Source organism: Pseudocalidococcus azoricus BACA0444 (genome assembly GCF_031729055.1).
Classification (GTDB): Bacteria; Cyanobacteriota; Cyanobacteriia; order Thermosynechococcales; family Thermosynechococcaceae; genus Pseudocalidococcus; species Pseudocalidococcus azoricus.
In genome coordinates this window covers 72,672-92,244 of record NZ_JAVMIP010000013.1, presented here as the reverse complement: position 1 = coordinate 92,244, position 19,573 = coordinate 72,672, and the positions used below count along the sequence as shown (strand labels likewise).

Below are 19,573 nucleotides of genomic sequence, written 5' to 3'. Positions count from 1 at the left end.
GGACATTCAGGCATAGATTAAGGATGCAAGTGACTTCAGCTTTGATTTTTCCAAGGCTATCATTACCTTTAGGGTTCTACCTAAAATTATAAAATATCTATTTGAACTGTTTTTAAGTCATTTTGTTCTCCTTTTTTCTCATTTGAGTATGTATGGTATTTTCTCATGAATAATTACTGTTTGCTATATAGCAAATAGAAATATCTATCAACTCTAAGATTAAATATGTAATCAAAATCAGGCTCTCTTGGATTTACGGTGAATAATGTTGACGATACACTTACTGAAGTGCTAATGACTGAAAGCTTTCAATATCAGGGGTGGTAGGCTCAGCTTATAACCCTGTTCCCAAGAGAACTGGCAATAACTGTTGAATCAATGGAAAATAGTATCAGCTTAGAGATGGTATTTTTCCGTTTGACTTGCTGCATTAGTTGAGCATAAAATCGCCAAAATAAGCTATTTTCATGATTTTAATTTACTTTTAAAAAGGTGAACATATTAATCCCAATTCCTGATTTATTTAAGCGATAAAATAAGGCTCTCATACTCGTTCAACCTTGGTCAAAGATGTAGGTTAACCAGATTTTGAAAAGCAGTTGAGAGTTAAGAACTGGGTAATCGTGATGACCGCTGAGTTGCTTGAGAATTGATTTGACAATGCTTGAGAATGATGCCCTGATGAACTCACTATTTACTATCTAATTGAATAATATTAATTTCTGCCTTTTTTTGTACTTTAAGCTAACTTTCAACACTTCTGGTTTTGAAGATATTTTGGGTGGCGGCGACTTAGATTATAACGATATGCTCTTAAAGCTATCCTTTTCTGCGAACCCTTAGGGAACCTTTTCTACATCTCCACTGGAAAATTTAGGAGAAACATACCAAGCCTCTCAAATCTTGAGAGAATATTCCCTAAAAACCTAAGCCCGTGACGAGGATTGAACTCGTGACCTCACCCTTACCAAGGGTGTGCTCTACCACTGAGCCACACGGGCCTGGATCATTAAAATACCATACTTAGAGAATCACTTTGTAGTTTTTAGTTCACCAGGCCTGTGTAAGCTAAGGTTTACCCTGTGGCCTGCCTTATTCTCAAGTTTTCATCAGATTATTTTCCATGCCAATTCTCTCATCTGCGGCCAATCCTGAACCAATCCCCAACCTCCTCCAGGCCAAGCCACTCCCTGAGGATGCCCCCAATCGCCCTGAGGAAAAGATCCGCCCCCAATCCTTAGCTGAATATGTTGGTCAAGGGGAGTTAAAGCAGGTATTAGATATTGCCATTCAAGCGGCCAAGTCCCGCCAAGAATACCTGGATCACTTGTTGTTATATGGCCCCCCAGGCCTGGGCAAAACCACCATCGCCTTAATTCTAGCTGCGGAAATGGGAGTCACCTGCAAAGTAACCAGTGCCCCAGCCTTAGAACGCCCCCGCGATATTGTCGGTCTGCTGGTCAACTTAAAGCCAGGGGATATTTTATTTATAGATGAAATACATCGTCTCAGCCGCATGACCGAGGAGTTACTCTATCCCGCCATGGAAGATTTTCGTCTAGACATCACCATTGGTAAAGGTCAGAGTGCCCGGAGTCGGAGCTTGCCGTTACAACGCTTTACCCTGGTCGGTGCAACAACCCGGGCCGGAGCCTTAACATCCCCCTTACGAGATCGCTTTGGGTTGATTCAACGCTTACGTTTTTATAATCCCGAGGAGTTAAGTCAAATCATCAGTCGGACAGCCCAAATTTTGCAAGCTACGGTAACTCCAGAGGCCTGTTTAGAAATTGCTCGGCGGGCTAGGGGGACACCGCGAATTGCCAATCGGTTACTAAAACGCGTCCGAGACTATGGGGCAGTTAAGCATCAGGGCAAGATTACGGATCTGATTGCTCAGGAAGCCTTGGAACTGTTTAATGTTGACCCCAAGGGGCTAGATTGGACAGACCGCCGCCTACTAACTGTTTTAATTGAAACCTATCGAGGTGGGCCAGCGGGCTTAGATGCTTTGGCTGCTGCGACGGGGGAAGATGCCCAAACGATTGAAGAGGTTTATGAGCCTTATCTGATGAAAATTGGCTATCTGCAACGGACACCCCGCGGACGGATGGCCACCCCCCAGGCCTGGCAACATTTGGGCTATCAGTTTCCTGGGGAGCAGCTCCCGTTGTTAGAGCTATAAAATCCTTGAACTCAGACGGTAAGGTCACTAATCAGAAATATAGTCTTACAAAGATGAGTCTAGGCAAGCAAGGAGGTGGCCAGCTTCTCGATGATAGTTGGGACATTGGGGGCCTAGCTGGGTTCTATAGTTATGACGCAGACTGTTATAAGTGAATAGAAATCGTCTAGGGCTAAAAAGCGTTTTGGGACTTGTGGTGATCTGGCTCCTCAATGGGTCACGCCATAACGTGCGGCTGTCTCCCTGGCAATGGTAATCCTCAATGAGCAATTCACCCCTCATGATGAACCCTGAAAATGCTGATTTTTGGCCGCAAGTGGTGGAGTTTTGCCAGGCCTTGACGGCACGGGTGGGGACTACGTTGCTTAAGGAGTTTAGCCAAGTTCAACGGGAGCAGAAGGCGGATGGTAGTTTAGTAACCAGTGGAGATCGTTGGGCTGATCAGGAATTAACCGCGGCGATTCAAAAGGCATTTCCGGATCACGGCATTCTCAGTGAAGAAGGCAACCCTATTTTTCCGGCTGAAGACTGGGCTTGGATTATTGATCCCATTGATGGAACAACTAATTTTGCCCACGGTTTGCCCATTTGGTGTGTGGCTTTAGCACTTTGTTACAAAGGGTATCCTGTCTTTGGTTATGTGGCAGTTCCCCCCTTAGGGCAAAACTTTCATGGCTTTTGGCAGGCTCCCAATTATCCCGATGGGGCGTTTTTGAATGGTCAACCGATCCAGACAAGCTCGGCTTCACCCGGCCCTCAGGAGTTCTTTAGTTTATGTGCCCGGAGTACCGCTGTGATCAGCCAGGCCAGCCTTAGCCATCTGGGCCCTATCCCCGCGAAGATCAGAATGTTAGGTTCAGCTAGTTACAATTTTCTGACCGTAGCCGCTGGTTATACCCTGGGGGCGGTGGAAAAAACTCCACAAATCTGGGATATTGCCCCGGCCTGGCCGATTGTCAAGGCTGCGAATGGTGCAGTGATTTGGCTTAATCAGGCGCAACTTTTTCCCCTCATCCCGGGCCAGTCTCTCCACAATCAACCCCAGTCAACTCTGATGGCAGCAAACCCCAACATTGGTGACTATTTTTTACCTTGGCTAAATTGTCTGACCTGTGATTAAGTTTCTGTTTCCCCGCCCCCCGTTAGCCTGATGCAACTGAGCCATAAACAATGATCTTGGAGTCTAATTTAATGGTTGGGCTGCTCAATATCGGAGTAGGGGTTTATATTTTGAGATCAATCACAAAAATTGAGTATCAAGGAGAATCGAAGGGACAATCAAGATTTCATTTAATGGGAAGCCTAACAATCTTGCACCCCGAAGCATCTTGTTTTCGTTTTAAGTCATTGAATATTGCTTGCAGATCATAGTTAAAAGACCTGGCGTATTCTTCCCGATACTTGTAAATTTCTGCAACAATCTCATCTTTTTGATACATGATTCAACCTTTAGCCTTCTATTCTATGTCTGAATAACTTTGTATAAATACCTAAAATCAAGGCTCAGATGATACCCAATTCTCAGTTAACAGGCCTGGGACTCGGGAAAACTCCGATAGATTATTTGTGATCAGCGTTAGACCCGCACTCCTGGCCTGGGCAGCGATATGTAAATCATTGACTCCGATGGTTTGTCCACGCTTTTCTAGCTCTGCCCGAATTGAGCCGTAATGATATGCAGCAGCAGGGGTATAGTCTAAGACCGTGAGACGACTACAAAAGTCCTCAACCATTTGTAAATTCTGCTCGCGCCTTGTACTTTTCTCCGCCCCGTGAATTAGTTCCGCTAATGTAATCGCTGAAATGGCCATTCGCCCGGCATGGGAGTTAAACAAGCTCAAGACCGAGGGGGGACGTTTCTTAATGACGTAAATGGCAATATTGGTATCGAGCAAATACTGAAGCATGCTTTACCCTAGAGTGGCATCCGTTCGGCTTGCTCCTGGCTTGGACGTTCATTGAGAAAATCATCACTGGCCACTGGCCCATCTAGAAAGAAACTATCCCAGACTGCATCAACTGGGGCAATGATCCGCTCCTTCCCGTTAACGCGAATAGTCACTTTTTTGACAGACTCATCAAATCTGACATCAGCGGGTAAACGAACTGCTTGGCTACGATTGCTCGTAAAAATTTTGCTGACTACCATATCCGTTTCCTTGAGAGGTATATCCCCATTGTATATCCCAGGCCAAGCATCTAGCTAATTCTCAGAGCAATCACAACACTCATCACCTTAATCTAGGGCCTGGGGGTTCAACATTTAAGTAAACTAACATCAACTCACAAAAAACTTAGCCTCAAGAAGACTCCGACCCACGATCAACATTTTTCTGAATGGGCAGTTTGACGATCTTGCGTCCCGACGCATCCTGTTTTCGTTTCAACTCCTCAAATATCGCTTGGAGATCGTAATATAAAGGACTTGGTGTATTCTTCACGATATTTATGAATTTCAGCAACAATTTCATCTTTTTTATACATAACTTTATTATTAATACTCTAATTCTATAAATTTATAGTAATTATGAATAAACAATAAATCGTCTTAATTCTTGGTTGAGAATTGTGTGAATTAAGAGAAATCTTTAGAAAGTGATGATTGAATTCTATCTTCAAATTCTCCTAAAATGAGATTTACCGTTTCTTCCATAGCTTGTAAATCTCTAGTTGGGAATGATTCAGTTAGCCATTCTAGGTCATTCTCCTGTTCTACATCTTGCCAGGAAACTTTTCGATACTTACTAAAGGTATAAAATAAGCGAATTTCCGTTTCCGAAACCAAAGGAACGATGTTACGATCATTAATTGCTAAATTCGGATATAGAGGGCTTGCTTCCAAATATAAATAAAGATATGGAAGGGAAACAGTTGCCTCAAAACCCTTAATAACTTGCTTTTTCTCATCTACAAGTTCAAAATCATCCCTATAAAATGAAGCTCCTAACAAAGGATGCCATTTGCGTTTTTTTACTTTTACAGTGATGGTTTTATAGGTAGGCATGGCAAAAAGTGTATTCTCATTTTGAGACAACCATAAACCAATTGAAGCTGTATCAAAATCAATAGAATTATTGTTTATAACATCTAAGCTAAAACTATATAAATTCAACAAGTCCTGCGAGTTTTGATATTGTTTGAGTAAATTTATTAGAGCATTTAAACTTTTAATAGTCTCTTCCTCTGTACAATACCTGACGGCATCATCTTTGATTCGGTCATGGAGTGTTTTTCCATGGATCATTACATTCTGCTGCTTCTGTGTTTCAATATTTAAATCTAAGAAATTTGACTTCAAAATAGACTTAATTTCTGAAGTAACATTAGAAAATATTTCAGTATGTTTGGCTTGAGTCACAAAGTATGGAGTTTGGTGTTGATTCTCTCTAAAAGAATCTGAAATATGATCTATTATGTCTTTGTATCGAATTTCTGTATTCTCTGGAAATTCCACAATAGCTTCAAGAAATGAATGAGTAAAGTCACTAATATGGTGATTTTGATATGAGGATTCAAAAGATTGAGAAGAGAAAAGAAAATAGCAATGATCAAACTCTTCCTTTGTTCCTTTTATATAGGATTCAAATAAAGATTTGTCCTTAATGTAAGAAACTCCTGCGTGACAAGCGTCAATAACTTTGATTGTTAATTCTGGAGATAGTGTTTTAATCAGATTATCAAGTTCAGAGTTTTCTAATGATGTTTGCTTAAACTTTTTTTCATCAAAATCAGGCAAAAGATAGAAAAACTCATTATCCCTGAATTCACCGTGACCACTAAAGTAAAGAAATACCTCTTCAATATTCTCTTTTTTAGTCTGATACTTAGAAATAAAAGCTGTGATCTCTTGCTTTATGGATGCCGATGTTTTTTTGTTTTCATCTATTTTTAAAATATCTGTATAATTTGATGTCTTTTCTAATAGTTGAGTCATTGCATTTTTATCTGTGATGCATCCCGGCAGCTTAGGGACGTTAACATAATCACTAATACCTATGACTATTGCGATTTTCATGGCTTGCCAATATGTCTAATGAGTTTCTAGAGGAAATACAGAAGAATATTCTAACACTAAGATTTTGGAAGGTTTAGCAGAGAGAAGGTTAAAGAAATATTAACTTAATCCAAAGATATCAAATTTTAAAAAGGATATCCCCCCAATATCGTAGGCAGAATTTAGAATGCAAGTACCCCATCAGCAATAAATAATTTAGTAATGCTTGCATCCCTGCTACTAAACACTGTTGAACTCACTCAAACCCTACTTATTCCCAGCTCCACAGTTGCTCTCAAGGTCAAGGGAATGCGTTGTGGCGGCTGTGTGGCCAATGTCGAAAAGCAACTGATGCAGCAACCAGGCGTGACTTCAGCAGCCGTCAATTTAGTCACAGCAACGGCAATGGTGGCCTATGAACCCGAAACCATTCAACCCCAGGCCCTGGCCGACCATTTAACCCAGGCCGGATTTCCTACCGAAGTTTTAAGCCGCGAACTCCCAATTACCGCAGCCCTCCTAGAATCCGGTGAATCAAGCAGCCACACCGATGTCATTTTTGTCTTTCCTCACACTGATTTAATTCTGGCCATTGTTTTTCTGCTCCTCTCAGGCGTGGGTCATGTTCAAGATTGGTTAGGTCTTTCGCTGCATCATGTTCCGGGCTCAAGCATCTTGCATACGATGGCCTGGCATTGGGGCTTGGCAACCTTGGCATTGATTGGGCCTGGCCGGGGAATTATTCGCGATGGCTGGCAAAGTTTGTGGCGGGGCAATCCAACCATGAATACCCTCGTTGGCCTGGGGGCGGTGTCGTCTTATCTGGCCAGTGTGATTGCCTGGCGGGTACCGGGCCTGGCCTGGGAATGTTTTTTCGATGAACCCGTGATGATTATTGGCTTTATTCTCTTGGGCCGCACCTTAGAACAACGGGCGAGAAACCAGGCCAGCCAAAGTTTACGATCCCTGATTGCCCTCCAGCCCGCCTTAGCCCAATGGTTGCCGAATCCAGACCGCACCGATGGCCTAACGATTCCCGTAGCTCAAGTCCAAGGTGGGGATTGGTTGCGAGTCCTGCCCGGAGATAAATTGCCTGTGGATGGGGTGGTAGTCCGGGGCGAAACCTTTGTCACCGAGGCTGTCTTAACCGGAGAAGCGCGCCCGATTGCCAAAATTCCCGGTGATTCAGTCATGGCCGGCAGTCTCAACCAGGCCAGTGCGATTACAATCCAGGCCACGGCCTGCGGCAACGAAACCCTCTTGGGGCAAATTCTCACCCTTGTCACCCAGGCCCAGACCCGAAAAGCTCCGATTCAACGACTGGCGGATTTAATTGCCGGATATTTCACCTATGGCGTGTTGGTGCTGGCGGCGGTGACGATTGGCTTTTGGTGGGGCCTGGCTCCGATGCTCTTGGGCATTGCCGGGGGAACGGCCAGTTTATTGTTGGGCTTGAAATTGGGTATGGCAGTCTTGGTGGTGGCCTGTCCCTGTGCTTTAGGCTTGGCAACTCCAACGGCAATTTTGGTGGGCACGAGTTTAGGGGCAGAGCAGGGCTTACTGATTCGAGGTGGGGATGTTTTAGAAACGCTGCACAAGTTAACAACGATTGTTTTTGATAAAACCGGAACCCTGACCTGGGGCAAACTCACAGTACAAAACTGCATTCCCTTGGCTGAATTTGATGCCACTGAACTCCTGCAACTAGCAGCCAGTCTCGAACAAAACTATCGCCATCCCATTGCCCAGGCCCTGTTGAGTGAAGCCAAAGATAAGAACATTACCCTCCTCCCAGTCACTGAAACTGAATCCATCCCTGGCCTGGGAATTAAAGCGGTTTGGCATGAGCAGATTTTACGAGTCGGTAGCTTGGCCTGGTTGGCAAAGGAAGGATTAGAAGTTGAGCAGCTTATTAAGGATCAGAATCAACAAAATTTAAGTGTAATTGGCCTGGGCCTGGATCAGACAATTATTGGTTTAATCACACTGCAAGATCAGCTGCGTCCAGATACGGCTCAAACCCTAGAAAGCCTTAAAAAAATGGGCCTGGAAATTCACGTTTTAACCGGAGACTCAGCAACCGCAACCCATGAAATTCTTGCCCCTCTCAATTTAACGGAAAATCAAATTCAAACCCAACTCTTACCCACCGAAAAAGTGGCCTGGATTGAACAGCAAAAAGTAGCCGGAAAAACTGTTGCGATGGTCGGGGATGGCACGAATGATGCACCTGCTTTGGCGGGGGCCGATGTTGGAATTGCCTTGGCCAGCGGGACGGATGTGGCCTTAGAAACTGCGGGTATTGTTTTGACCCATAACCGTTTGGCGGATGTGGTGGCGGCGATTCAACTCAGTCGAGCAACATTTTCTAAGATTCAACAAAACCTGGCCTGGGCCTGTGGCTATAACCTAATTGCAATTCCAGTGGCGGCAGGCGTGTTATTACCGATTTGGCAGATTAGCCTTACTCCTGGCCTGGCTGCGGCCTGTATGGCTCTCAGTTCAATATCTGTTGTGGTCAATGCCTTACTCTTAAATCGGGTAAAATCGAGCTGGATTTGGAATTAAATCACCTGACTTCTGGGAGACGTTAAGCCAATGCAGCAAGCAATTTTGAGGTTTTCGATTCCTTCAAGTGCTAATAACGCTACGAAAAAAGCATTTGCAAATTCCCTGGAATCAGTCCGAAAATCTGGCGGGACTATTGTGCCTGACTGGCCAAAAGCAGGGGAATTTGAGGCTTACCTTTGGTTTCCTAAGACTCATAGTAAACAAGAATTAGCTGGGTATCGGGTTGTGTCTGCGTTGAATCGAGCATTTTCATATTCTTATGATGATTAGGAATTCTTATGACAAATACACCTGATGATCAGCCAAATCAAGCCGAAGCCATCACTCATACTTCCCCTGAATCCTCTGAAGAGCAGAACACTGTCAGCATTACTCCAGAAGTTTTGCAAATTCTTGAAAGCAAGGACATTAGTAATCGATCCATATTCGTTAACCCTGCGACTATCCAAGGCTTAATTCAACAGGATCCTGATGCTCTGATTAAGTTTGCTGAGTCTAGCGATGAAAGACACTACCAACTCCAACTAGCAGTTCGCCAACAAAAGCATAAAGAGAACTTAGCAAAGGAGACTCGGTTAATCCTGGGTGGAATTTTCGGACTATTTACGATGTGTTTTATTTATGCTGCTTTTACCAAAGATCAAGCCTTGCCAAATCAAGTCTTTAACGTCTTGTTAGGGGGAGCCGGTGGGGCTGGACTGATTACAACTCTTAATCGGAAAAAAGACTAACTCAATGACAATTCCCACCGCGACACTCTTAGTTTCCTGTCCAGATCAACGGGGCCTGGTGGCCAAACTCTCCCAATTTATCTACAGCAACGGTGGTAACATCATCCATGCCGATCACCACACCGATGCCCAGGCCGGCCTGTTTTTAACCCGCTTAGAGTGGCAACTTGATGGCTTTCATCTCCCCCGAGAACTCATCGGCCCCGCATTCCAGGCCATTGCTCAACCCCTCCAGGCCCAGTGGCAACTCCATTTTTCCGATGTCCGGCCCCGCTTGGCGATTTGGGTCAGCAAACAGGATCATTGTTTATTAGATTTAATTTGGCGACACCAGGCTGGGGAACTGCCCGCCGAGATTGTTTGCATCATCAGTAACCATCCCACCTGCCAGGCCCTTGCCACCCAGTTTGAAATTGATTATCACTATTTACCCATTACCTCCGCCAATAAAGCCGAACAAGAAGAACGGGAACTAGAACTGTTGGCCGGTTATCGGATTGATCTAGTCGTTTTAGCCAAATATATGCAGGTCTTAAGTCCAGATTTTCTGGCCCAGTTCAAGTCAGTCATCAACATTCATCACTCCTTTTTACCGGCCTTTGCCGGAGCCAATCCTTACCAACGGGCCCATGAACGGGGCGTAAAAATCATCGGGGCTACGGCCCACTATGTCACCCCAGAATTAGATCAAGGGCCAATTATTGAGCAAGATGTGGTTCGGGTTAGTCATCGAGATGATGTTAGTGATTTGATTCGCAAGGGCAAAGATTTAGAACGAATTGTTTTAGCCAGAGCCGTTCATCTGCACTTACAACAACGGGTTCTGGCCTATGGAAATCGCACCGCAGTCTTTGCTTAGAGCGATCCAATCCTTCTACAACACTCGATACCCAGCTATTGTGATAGTTATCAGTGTGAGGTTGCCTGGATAACTTCCGTAAATGTTTGACAACCCGGATCCATTGACTTGCCAGAGCGTGTCGTTCTGAACTCCCCAAGCTCATAACCTCCTCAATAAGATGCTCTAAATCAAGCTCTGTAAAATCTCTGGCTTCTCATTAGGCTAAGGTTTCTGCGACCCAGTTTGCATAGTCTGTTCCGTATAGGGTTTGTGTCACTTGCATTGTTTTGACCCTCTCGCTGAATTTACTCTAGCGCGCTTGCCAGGCCTGGGGATGACTTTGAAAATAGTGCTAAAACCCCTGATAGCTCAAGGCCAATAATCTCTCTAGTCGAGGTGCAGCCTTTTGCTCTTGCCAGTTATTAAGAAAAGCGTTAAGGTGGTTTACAAAGCTTAATACTTGCTATAGGTTTTTCTTGACGATGTCTCCCGTTGCCCTTACCCCCTCTGCTCCTGCTGCTGCATCTCCGGCTCAATTGGCTCAGGAGTGGGCAAAACGCTATGTCCGTAATCTCAATGACCCAAACCAGGCCCTCATTGATGATCCCGCCACAGTCGCCAAAAAGCTCCAAGCTGATCTACGCCAAGCAAGTGTCCAGGCCTGGAATCGGACTGAAGGCTTTTTAGGGTCAGAACTTCGCCGCCATGATATTGCTGCTGAGTTGATTGATCCTTGGGATATTTCTAAGGATATTCATGATATCTATCAGCAAACCTTAACCCTTTATCGGGACGGCAAAACCCCAGACCAACTGACGATGACAGTGGGGCCAACTGTCGGACAAGTTCGCCGCAAACATACCGCCGTGGATCCCCGTGTCATTGGTTTTGTCAGCCTGCAATTTCACCACACGGGAGTGATCCTGCTCCAAAATGCCCCAGCCAGCCAGCGGGAAACCCTGCAAAACTTTTTTAAGGTCATTGACGATCACCTCTATATGCCGTTACATCGGGCCTACGAAGCCGCCGCTAACCATGATTACAATTCCCCTGGATTATCCCTCGTCCGTCATCTCTTGCCGGAAAGCACTGCCATTGCTACCACCATCTGTCAGCGAGTGGCCGCAGCCTTTCAAAATCACCGCTGTTTTACTGGCCCCTTAAACCATCCCCAAGTTAGAACCTCGAGCATCCGGGATGTGGAAATGTTTCAAATCTATTTGTGGGTTTGTTTACTGGAGGGGAGCTTAGATGCCATTCAACGGGAGCTATTTCCCCTTTGCCTGATGCTCTATCCCACCTTAAACGTCACCTGGGAGTTGGTCTATCAAATGGTCTATCTCCTTGGTACAGAAATCAAAACTCGGACAACCAACCTCGACAGTGCAGCCTTAACGCCCTACTACCAGGCCTTGCGGGAAATGTTTAATCCCAAAATCTTCCAAGGGGTCTAGAGCGTTAATAAACTGTAACCCTAATTTGTTGTTCCGCCTCCAAGAATTTGTGGCCAGAGCTACGGAATGGTCAGAGTCAATTTGCTAAATTAGCCATCATCATTTTGCGTGTTCAAAAGGCTATTTTGCAGGCGATCATCCATATCCAAGTTGTTCAAAGCAATCCCCATCTGCGCTCACTGTTGGGTTGGCATCTCCAGCAGGCGGGGTTTGTGGTTCATTTAGCCTCTGGCTGCCAACACGCCCAAGAACTTTTCCAGACCCGCCATCCCGACCTGATTGTCCTGGATACAGATTTACCCGATGGCAGTGGCCTGGAACTCTGTCGGTGGTTACGGCGGCAACAGCAAGTATTAATTTTCATGCTCTCGGCTCGTAACCAGGAAGGAGATATTGTTGCTGGCCTCAAGGCTGGGGCTGATGACTATTTAACCAAACCCTTTGGGATGCAAGAATTTTTAGCCCGGATTGAATCTCTCAGTCGTCGCGCCCATCCTGTCTTACCCGCCTATTTGAATTTTGGCGATCTTCAAATTGATCTAATTCAACGCCGTGTCTTTGTCCGTCAACATCCCGCTGATTTAACCCCCCAAGAGTTTAGCTTGCTCTATGTCCTGACCCAGGCCGGTGGTGTCCCACTCAGCCGCCAAGATTTACTCCTGCGGGCCTGGCCCGAGTACATTGACAATCCACGTACTGTAGATACCCATATTCTGTCGCTGAGAAAGAAAATCGAACTTGACCCCCAGCACCCCCGCATCATTCAAACTATTCGGAATGTTGGCTATCGCCTCAACCTTGATCTACTCAATGTCAGCCATCATCGGCAAATGACTACCAGTTCCTTGCCCCAACCTGTGCCCCCAAAGCCATCCCCCGTCTCCCAGGCCTGGCATTGATTTCCAGAAGTTCCAGTTGGTAGAAAGCCTTTACGAAGATAGGCTGAATCCAGGGGCATCCCGGTTCTATCTTTACAACTTCACTTCAATATCAACCCCAGAGGGCAAATCTAGCTTCATCAAGGCATCAATGGTTTTGGGGGAAGGCTGATAAATATCAATAATCCGCCGATGCGTCCGGGTTTCAAAATGTTCACGGGAATCTTTATCAACGTGAGGAGACCGCAGAACGCAATAGATTTTCCGGCGAGTTGGAAGCGGAATTGGCCCCACGGCTGAAGCACCTGTCCGCTTGGCTGTATCCACAATCCGGTCGCAGGATGTATCGAGTAAACGATGATCAAACGCCTTCAAACGAATGCGAATCTTTTGCTGCTGTAACGTAGCCATGTAAACTCCTTAAATTTTCAAGGTTCAAAAGCAACCAAAACCCAAGCCGCCAGGCCCCAAAGCTGAGAACTGACGGCCAAAGTTCACTGAACTATTTGACGATTTTGGAAACAACACCTGCGCCAATGGTGCGGCCACCTTCCCGAATCGCAAAGCGCATCCCCTGTTCAATGGCGATGGGGTTGATCAACTCCACATTGACCTTAATCCGGTCGCCAGGCATGACCATTTCCACGTTTTCCCCTTCATCACTGGTAAAGGAGGTAATGGTGCCGGTGACATCGGTTGTCCGGACATAGAACTGAGGCCGATAGCCAGCGAAGAAGGGGGTTTTCCGGCCGCCTTCTTTTTCAGTCAGAACATAAACTTCCCCTTCAAATTCGGTATGGGGAGTAATCGAACCGGGTTTGGCAATCACCATCCCCCGTTGGATATCTTCTTTTTTCAGACCCCGGAGCAAGAGACCGGCGTTATCACCCGCCATCCCTTCATCCAAGCTCTTCTTGAACATTTCAATCCCGGTCACGGTGGTGCTGCGGGTATCGCGAATCCCAACCAATTCCACAGTGTCATTAACCTTGACTTTACCCCGCTCAATCCGACCAGTTGCTACTGTTCCCCGGCCTGTAATGGAGAAGACATCTTCCACCGCCATCAAGAAGGGCTTGTCAATATCACGGGTCGGCGTGGGGATAAAGCTGTCAACAGCATCCATCAGTTCATAGATTTTGTCCACAAACTCGTTCTCGCCCCGGGCGGTTTTCGGGTTGGCGGTCATCGCTTCTAAAGCTTTCAAACCAGAACCTTTGATGATCGGTAAATCATCGCCAGGGAAATCATATTCGGTCAACAACTCCCGCAGTTCCAATTCCACCAATTCCAAAAGTTCTTCGTCATCCACTTGATCCACTTTGTTCAAGAAGACGACAATGCTGGGTACACCCACCTGCCGGGCCAAAAGAATATGCTCTTTAGTTTGGGGCATGGCACCATCTGTGGCCGCGACCACCAGAATTGCCCCGTCCATCTGCGCCGCACCCGTGATCATGTTTTTCACATAGTCAGCGTGGCCTGGGCAATCCACGTGGGCATAGTGACGATTTTCGGTTTCGTACTCCACGTGGGCCGTGTTAATCGTAATCCCCCGGGCTTTTTCCTCAGGAGCAGCATCAATTTCGTCATATTTTTTGGCTGATGCTTGTCCCAAGGCCGCCAGGGTCATGGTAATTGCAGCGGTGAGAGTGGTTTTACCGTGGTCAACGTGGCCAATTGTACCGATGTTGACGTGGGGTTTAGTCCGTTCAAATTTAGCGCGTGCCATTTAATTCCTCTTGTGTAACTAAGCGTTCCCTTTGTTTTTAGCGATGATGGCCTCAGCCACATTTTTGGGGACTTCCTCGTAATGGCTAAATTCCATTGAGAAAATACCCCGTCCCTGAGTATTCGAGCGAATATCGGTGGCATAGCCAAACATCCGCTCCAGAGGGACTTTAGCTGTCACTTTGGCCAGGCCACCTTCAGCCACTTGCCCCTCAATTTGACCCCGACGAGAAATCAAGTCTCCCATCACGGTTCCCAGGAAATCTTCTGGAACTTCAACTTCCACTTTCATCATCGGCTCCAGCAAGACCGGATTCGATTTCATCACTGCGTCCTTAATCGCCATAGACCCAGCAATTTTGAAAGCCATTTCGGAAGAGTCCACATCGTGGTAAGAGCCATCCACCAGCGTAACCTTCAGGTCAATCACAGGATAACCCGCCAAAATACCCGATTCGCAGGCTTCTTTCATCCCCTGTTCTGCCGGACCCACATATTCTTTAGGAACGGTACCGCCGACAATTTTGGAGACAAACTCAAAGCCACTCCCAGGTTCGCCAGGGGTTAACTCGATCACAACGTGACCATACTGCCCTTTACCACCGCTTTGCCGAATAAACTTCCCTTCCGTCCGCACCGGTTTACGCACGGTTTCCCGATAGGCGACTTGGGGTTGACCAATATTGGCTTCCACCTTGAACTCCCGCAGCATCCGATCCACAAGAATTTCTAGGTGCAATTCCCCCATACCAGCAATTACGGTTTGGTTGGTTTCGGGATCAACACTGACGCGGAAGGTGGGATCTTCTTCAGACAAGGATTGCAGGGCTTTGGAGAGCTTTTCCATATCCTGTTTGGTTTTGGGTTCCACGGCCACAGAAATCACTGGCTCAGGAATAAACAGGGACTCGAGGATAATCGGGGAATTATCTTCACAAAGTGTGTCACCGGTAAAGGTATCTTTCAGTCCCAAAGTGGCACCTAAATCACCCGCCCGCAGCTCATCCACTTCAATCCGATCATCGGCTTTGAGGACGATCAAGCGAGAAATGCGTTCTTTCTTGTTCTTGGTGGCATTGAGGACATAACTGCCTTTTTTCAAGACCCCAGAATAGACCCGAACAAAGGTTAAGCGACCAAAGGGATCCGCCATAATTTTGAAGGCCAGGGCAGATAAAGGCTCGGTATCATCGGCGTGACGCTCAACCACAGAACCATCGGGCAAAGTACCTTGAATCGCCGGAACTTCTAAAGGAGAGGGTAAATAGTCCACTACAGCATCAAGTAGTAGCTGCACCCCTTTATTTTTGAAGGCAGACCCACAAATCAACGGAACAATCGTGCCAGCAATCGTCCCCCGCCGTAAACCGGTTTTGATTTCGGCTTCCGTCAGTTCTTCCCCTTCCAGGTATTTCTCCATCAGGTCGTCATCGGTTTCGGCCACGGCTTCGATCAACTTGATCCGGAATTCTTCGGCTTTATCGGCCATGTCGGCGGGGATTTCAGTTTCGACAATTTCTTTGCCCAGATCGTCTTTGTAGATATAGGCCTTTTGATGGACGAGATCAACGACTCCTTGAAATTGGTCTTCGGCCCCAATGGGCAGTTGAATCGGCACGGCATTAGCTCGCAAGCGATCCGTGATTTGCCCGTAAACCTTGTAAAAGTTGGCACCGGTGCGATCCATTTTATTGACAAAGACAATCCGGGGGACTTTGTAGCGATCCGCCTGCCGCCAGACAGTTTCCGACTGCGGTTGAACGCCACCGACTGAGCAAAAAACGGCAATTACGCCATCCAATACCCGCATGGAGCGTTCGACTTCGATGGTAAAGTCCACATGGCCTGGGGTATCGATGATGTTGATTTGATGATTTTTCCAGGAAGTGCTAATGGCGGCGGCGGTAATCGTGATTCCCCGTTCTCGCTCCTGGGCCATCCAGTCAGTTGTGGCATTGCCATCGTGGACTTCGCCGATTTTATGCACCACCCCAGAATAGAAGAGGATGCGTTCAGTTGTGGTGGTTTTACCCGCGTCAATGTGAGCGGCGATGCCAATATTTCTAATGCGCTCTAGCGGGACAGTCCGGGCCACAGCTACCTCCTTAATGTGCTCAATCGTGGTTAAAAAAAGTTAACGTAATCAATTTAATTGTATCCAATTGGCCTGGATGATGGCTCAAAACAGGAATAAATCAATAACGATAATGAGCAAAGGCTTTGTTGGCCTCAGCCATTTTGTGGGTTTCTTCCCGTTTCCGAATCGTGCTTCCGGTTTCGTTGGCGGCATCCATAACTTCATTGGCTAACTTATTGACCATAGAGCGGCCAGAGCGTTTCCGGGAAAATTGAACTAACCAGCGTAGGGCTAGGGCTGTGCCCCGATCTTGGCGGACTTCCATCGGGACTTGATAGGTAGCTCCACCCACTCGGCGGGCTTTGACTTCAACCAAGGGGGTCGCATTCTTGATCGCTTTTTCAAAGATTTGCAGAGCCTCTTGTCCAGTCCGTTCCTCAACGGTTTTCATGGCATCATAGACAATCCGGCCGGCGATAGACTTTTTGCCACTCAGCATAATGCGTTGAATCAGCATACTGATTAGGCGGCTGTTATAGACCGGATCGGGGGCCGTGGGACGTTTGGTGGCGCGGGTACGACGGGACATAGTGGTTAAAACTCTAGTTGCACTGCAATAAACTGACTAAAAATTATTTCTTACCTTTTGTGGGAGTGGCGGCTCCGGGCTTAGGTTGTTTGGCTCCATATTTGGAACGACCTTGTTTGCGGTCTTTAACTCCGGCGGTATCAAGCGTACCCCGGATAATGTGGTAGCGAACCCCTGGTAAGTCTTTGACCCGGCCACCTCGAATCATCACAACGGAATGTTCTTGGAGGTTGTGACCAATACCCGGAATGTAGGCAGTGACTTCAAACCCAGAAGTTAAGCGTACCCGAGCTACTTTCCGCAGGGCCGAGTTGGGCTTTTTGGGGGTAGTGGTATAAACACGGGTACAAACGCCGCGCCGTTGGGGACAGCTTTTTAGGGCTGGGGACTTAGTTTTCTTTTTTAGAAGTTCACGCTCTTGGCGGATTAACTGCTGAATAGTGGGCATTGGGTATGATAATTCCGTGATGCAAATATTTCACCGACCTCTTAGTGTATCGAGTTTGGGGGGGCGGTGTCAAACTATTGGCAGAATTTTTTGGGATGGTTGGGGTTAAAGCTCGCGATCAAGGCCTGGCAATGGGCTGTGATGATTTTCAAAGTTTTGGGCGGAGATTGGGGAGAAAGTCTAAAATTAATGTGGTAGAAAATTTGCTTGAGACTGATATTTTATTAACCATTGCCCCCTATCTTAGGGGTTTATTGCGTTTGTATGGTTTTTTACGGCAGTTTTAGTGACTTGTAATGTCCCAGTATCGTCCATTGGGCCTGGTGGGGCAGGGGCAGTATGGTCAGGTATATTTAGCCTATAGTCCATTGCGGCGGGGCCTGGTGGCATTGAAGGCATTGCATCCACAACGGTTTCCGACCCGGAATTTTTTGCGAGAACTCCGATTTTTGCTGGGCTTTAATCATCCCCAAGTGGTGCGCTGTCATACCTTGGATTATTGGCAGGGGCGGCGTTGTTTGGTCATGGACTATGGGGAAGGGGGAACCCTGCGGGGATTATTGGAGCAAGAGCGGCATTTACCTCTGTTATTGGCACTGGAATTAACGGCGGAGGTTTTGGCTGGATTGCAATATATTCATGGGCAGGGCATTATTCACTGTGATATTAAGCCAGAGAACATCTTACTGCGGTTAACGCGCCAGGCCTGGCGGGCCCAGATTTCGGATTTGGGGGTAGCCCGTATTGAGGCGGAGGTGGAAAGTGCTGGACATACGGGTTCTCCGGCCTATATGGCTCCAGAGCGGTTTTATGGAAAATATTCACCCACCTCTGATTTGTATGCTGTCGGAATTTTGTTGTTTGAGATGATGACTGGGGAGCGACCCTTTCGAGGGACTCCAGTAGAGTTGATGAGTGCCCATTTAAGCCAATCCCCAGAAATTTCCCCAGGCCTGCCATTTCTAGTCCAAACTCTTCTGCGTAAAGCCTTAAGTAAATTGCCTCAAAAACGCTATCAAACTGCCACCGAAATGTCTCGGGCCGTGAAGTTAGCCCATGATGTTTTGTTGGCTGAGGGAAAGCAATTCTATCCCTTGTTTCCAAAATCGGCCACTTGGTTCCAGGCCTGGCAATCCCGGACTAATTATCCTCTTGATCACCCTTTAACAGAGCTAATTCCTGTGGAAGAGGCCGCCTATGGAATTTGCACCAACCAGATTTTTCAGTTCTCAGTTGATGGCAGTCCCAGAAGCATCATGGCGATCCAGGCCCCGGCGAAGAAACTCTATTCTAGCCAGGTTAACTATTATTACCGGGATGCTGTAGGTCATCTTTATCTGGGAGGGCAGTCGGCTCCCTCATTGATTCCACTAGGACATCCTGGACATCATAAGAATTATGTCTTGGGGATTGAAGCCCAGGGAAAATGGCTTGTCCAGGCCCCAGCGGACTTATCAGAGCCCCTAGAGATCATGCATTGGCCCAGAGGGGCCGTTTATACCTGTGCATTACTGAATCCCGAGTTGAGTCGTTTACAACATTTAATTTCGGTGAATGCTCGCTATGGCCTGGCTGTGGTGGGCGTTAGTAAGGGTCAACAAACCCAACTCCATCTCTTTAATCGCCGTGGACAAGCCCTTTTGATGACTGGATTACCCTTTCGGATCAGGCAGATGACCCAGTCCCGCAGAGATCCTTGGCAGTTTCTGGCTTTAACCCCTGACCAACCCCAGGCTCTGATTCTGCTGCGTCTTAAGCCTTGGCAAGTTCAACGACTGACCTTAAGCTTCTCTCCCCTGTGGATAACCGCAACCCCCTGGGGCTATGCCGTAGCGGATCAGGAACGCGTTGCCTGTCTTTCGGAAACAGGGGAGTTGTTGGGAGGAATTGCGGTCAAAAGCCAACTGACAGGAATAGCCCTGGGTGGGGATAGGGGCTTGTGGTTAGCGAGTTGGGATGGAGAAAAGGGCAAGCTGGAGTGGGTAGAGTTTAGTGCCATGGGCCTGGATTTAATCTTTTAGAAATTGCTAGGGCTTCTGATCAATTAGCAGGGTTGACAAAATTGACAAAAAGC

General features: G+C 46.8%; 19 protein-coding genes, 1 tRNA gene and 1 pseudogene. 10 read left to right on the top strand and 11 right to left on the bottom strand.

All coding sequences use genetic code 11. The features are described from left to right. Nucleotides 1–929: 929 nt before the first annotated feature. Nucleotides 930–1,001: transfer RNA gene (locus RIF25_RS12135), tRNA-Thr, on the bottom strand. 122 nt (nt 1,002–1,123) lie between these two features. Here RIF25_RS12135 and ruvB point away from each other — a divergent pair. Together ruvB and RIF25_RS12125 are read left to right on the top strand one after the other, a co-directional pair. Next, nucleotides 1,124–2,185, top strand: a complete 1,062-nt coding sequence (gene ruvB, locus RIF25_RS12130) for a Holliday junction branch migration DNA helicase RuvB (RefSeq protein ID WP_322878803.1) — start codon at nt 1,124–1,126, stop codon at nt 2,183–2,185. Nucleotides 2,186–2,447: 262 nt separating this feature from the next. Continuing rightward, on the top strand, nt 2,448–3,305 hold the full coding sequence (locus RIF25_RS12125) for an inositol monophosphatase family protein (protein WP_322878802.1): 858 nt from the start codon (nt 2,448–2,450) through the stop codon (nt 3,303–3,305). A gap of 376 nt (nt 3,306–3,681) precedes the next feature. Here the strand turns inward: RIF25_RS12125 and vapC are convergent, their stop codons facing one another. From vapC to RIF25_RS12110, 4 genes and pseudogenes are all read right to left on the bottom strand, one after another. Continuing rightward, complete coding sequence (vapC, locus tag RIF25_RS12120) at nt 3,682–4,092, bottom strand: type II toxin-antitoxin system tRNA(fMet)-specific endonuclease VapC (RefSeq protein WP_322878801.1); 411 nt, start codon at nt 4,090–4,092, stop codon at nt 3,682–3,684. 8 nt (nt 4,093–4,100) lie between these two features. After that, nucleotides 4,101–4,334 carry a type II toxin-antitoxin system VapB family antitoxin gene (vapB, locus tag RIF25_RS12115; protein ID WP_322878800.1) on the bottom strand — a complete coding sequence of 78 codons (234 nt, stop codon included), beginning with the start codon at nt 4,332–4,334 and terminating at the stop codon, nt 4,101–4,103. Nucleotides 4,335–4,485: 151 nt separating this feature from the next. Continuing rightward, nucleotides 4,486–4,669 (bottom strand): annotated as a pseudogene (locus tag RIF25_RS17315) (hypothetical protein). Between the two features lie 91 nt (nt 4,670–4,760). Next, nucleotides 4,761–6,200: a caspase family protein gene (locus RIF25_RS12110; protein WP_322878799.1), complete on the bottom strand. Its 1,440-nt coding sequence runs from the start codon at nt 6,198–6,200 to the stop codon at nt 4,761–4,763. Between the two features lie 201 nt (nt 6,201–6,401). Here RIF25_RS12110 and RIF25_RS12105 point away from each other — a divergent pair, with 201 nt between their 5' ends. Genes RIF25_RS12105 through purU form a run of 4 tightly spaced genes read left to right on the top strand, consistent with a single transcriptional unit; the run spans nt 6,402 to nt 10,340 of the window. Continuing rightward, on the top strand, nt 6,402–8,747 hold the full coding sequence (locus RIF25_RS12105; protein WP_322878798.1) for a heavy metal translocating P-type ATPase: 2,346 nt from the start codon (nt 6,402–6,404) through the stop codon (nt 8,745–8,747). Nucleotides 8,748–8,777: 30 nt separating this feature from the next. Further along, nucleotides 8,778–9,020, top strand: coding sequence for a hypothetical protein (locus RIF25_RS12100; RefSeq protein WP_322878797.1), 243 nt, complete (start codon nt 8,778–8,780; stop codon nt 9,018–9,020). Between the two features lie 8 nt (nt 9,021–9,028). After that, complete coding sequence (locus tag RIF25_RS12095) at nt 9,029–9,481, top strand: hypothetical protein (protein ID WP_322878796.1); 453 nt, start codon at nt 9,029–9,031, stop codon at nt 9,479–9,481. 4 nt (nt 9,482–9,485) lie between these two features. After that, nucleotides 9,486–10,340: a formyltetrahydrofolate deformylase gene (purU, locus tag RIF25_RS12090; RefSeq protein WP_322878795.1), complete on the top strand. Its 855-nt coding sequence runs from the start codon at nt 9,486–9,488 to the stop codon at nt 10,338–10,340. Here purU and RIF25_RS17310 read toward each other — a convergent pair. Continuing rightward, a complete protein-coding gene (locus RIF25_RS17310) occupies nt 10,222–10,485 on the bottom strand; it encodes a hypothetical protein (protein ID WP_407682402.1) in 264 nt (87 codons plus the stop codon). The two genes, purU and RIF25_RS17310, sit on opposite strands and share 119 nt — an antisense overlap. A 319-nt stretch (nt 10,486–10,804) precedes the next feature. Here RIF25_RS17310 and RIF25_RS12085 point away from each other — a divergent pair, with 319 nt between their 5' ends. Beyond that, nucleotides 10,805–11,776 (top strand): hypothetical protein, encoded by a 972-nt coding sequence (locus RIF25_RS12085; protein ID WP_322878794.1) that lies wholly within the window; start codon nt 10,805–10,807, stop codon nt 11,774–11,776. Nucleotides 11,777–11,880: 104 nt separating this feature from the next. Then, nucleotides 11,881–12,675, top strand: a complete 795-nt coding sequence (locus RIF25_RS12080; RefSeq protein WP_322878793.1) for a response regulator transcription factor — start codon at nt 11,881–11,883, stop codon at nt 12,673–12,675. A 72-nt stretch (nt 12,676–12,747) separates the two neighbouring features. Here RIF25_RS12080 and rpsJ read toward each other — a convergent pair whose 3' ends face one another. The 5 genes from rpsJ to rpsL all read right to left on the bottom strand — a co-directional run bounded on the left by rpsJ (nt 12,748) and on the right by rpsL (nt 17,499). Beyond that, complete coding sequence (gene rpsJ, locus RIF25_RS12075; RefSeq protein ID WP_015123963.1) at nt 12,748–13,065, bottom strand: 30S ribosomal protein S10; 318 nt, start codon at nt 13,063–13,065, stop codon at nt 12,748–12,750. A 91-nt stretch (nt 13,066–13,156) separates the two neighbouring features. Then, nucleotides 13,157–14,386, bottom strand: a complete 1,230-nt coding sequence (tuf, locus tag RIF25_RS12070) for an elongation factor Tu (RefSeq protein ID WP_322878792.1) — start codon at nt 14,384–14,386, stop codon at nt 13,157–13,159. A gap of 18 nt (nt 14,387–14,404) precedes the next feature. Then, nucleotides 14,405–16,480: an elongation factor G gene (gene fusA / locus RIF25_RS12065; RefSeq protein ID WP_322878791.1), complete on the bottom strand. Its 2,076-nt coding sequence runs from the start codon at nt 16,478–16,480 to the stop codon at nt 14,405–14,407. 100 nt (nt 16,481–16,580) lie between these two features. Next, a complete protein-coding gene (gene rpsG / locus RIF25_RS12060; protein WP_015123966.1) occupies nt 16,581–17,051 on the bottom strand; it encodes a 30S ribosomal protein S7 in 471 nt (156 codons plus the stop codon). 43 nt (nt 17,052–17,094) lie between these two features. Continuing rightward, complete coding sequence (gene rpsL / locus RIF25_RS12055) at nt 17,095–17,499, bottom strand: 30S ribosomal protein S12 (RefSeq protein WP_015123967.1); 405 nt, start codon at nt 17,497–17,499, stop codon at nt 17,095–17,097. 77 nt (nt 17,500–17,576) lie between these two features. On the opposite strand from rpsL, the gene RIF25_RS12050 reads away from it, so the two are divergent. Beyond that, nucleotides 17,577–17,786 (top strand): hypothetical protein, encoded by a 210-nt coding sequence (locus tag RIF25_RS12050; RefSeq protein ID WP_322878790.1) that lies wholly within the window; start codon nt 17,577–17,579, stop codon nt 17,784–17,786. A gap of 9 nt (nt 17,787–17,795) precedes the next feature. Continuing rightward, entirely contained in the window at nt 17,796–19,520 is a 1,725-nt protein-coding gene (locus RIF25_RS12045; RefSeq protein ID WP_322878789.1) for a serine/threonine-protein kinase, read from the top strand. Nucleotides 19,521–19,573 lie beyond the last annotated feature (53 nt).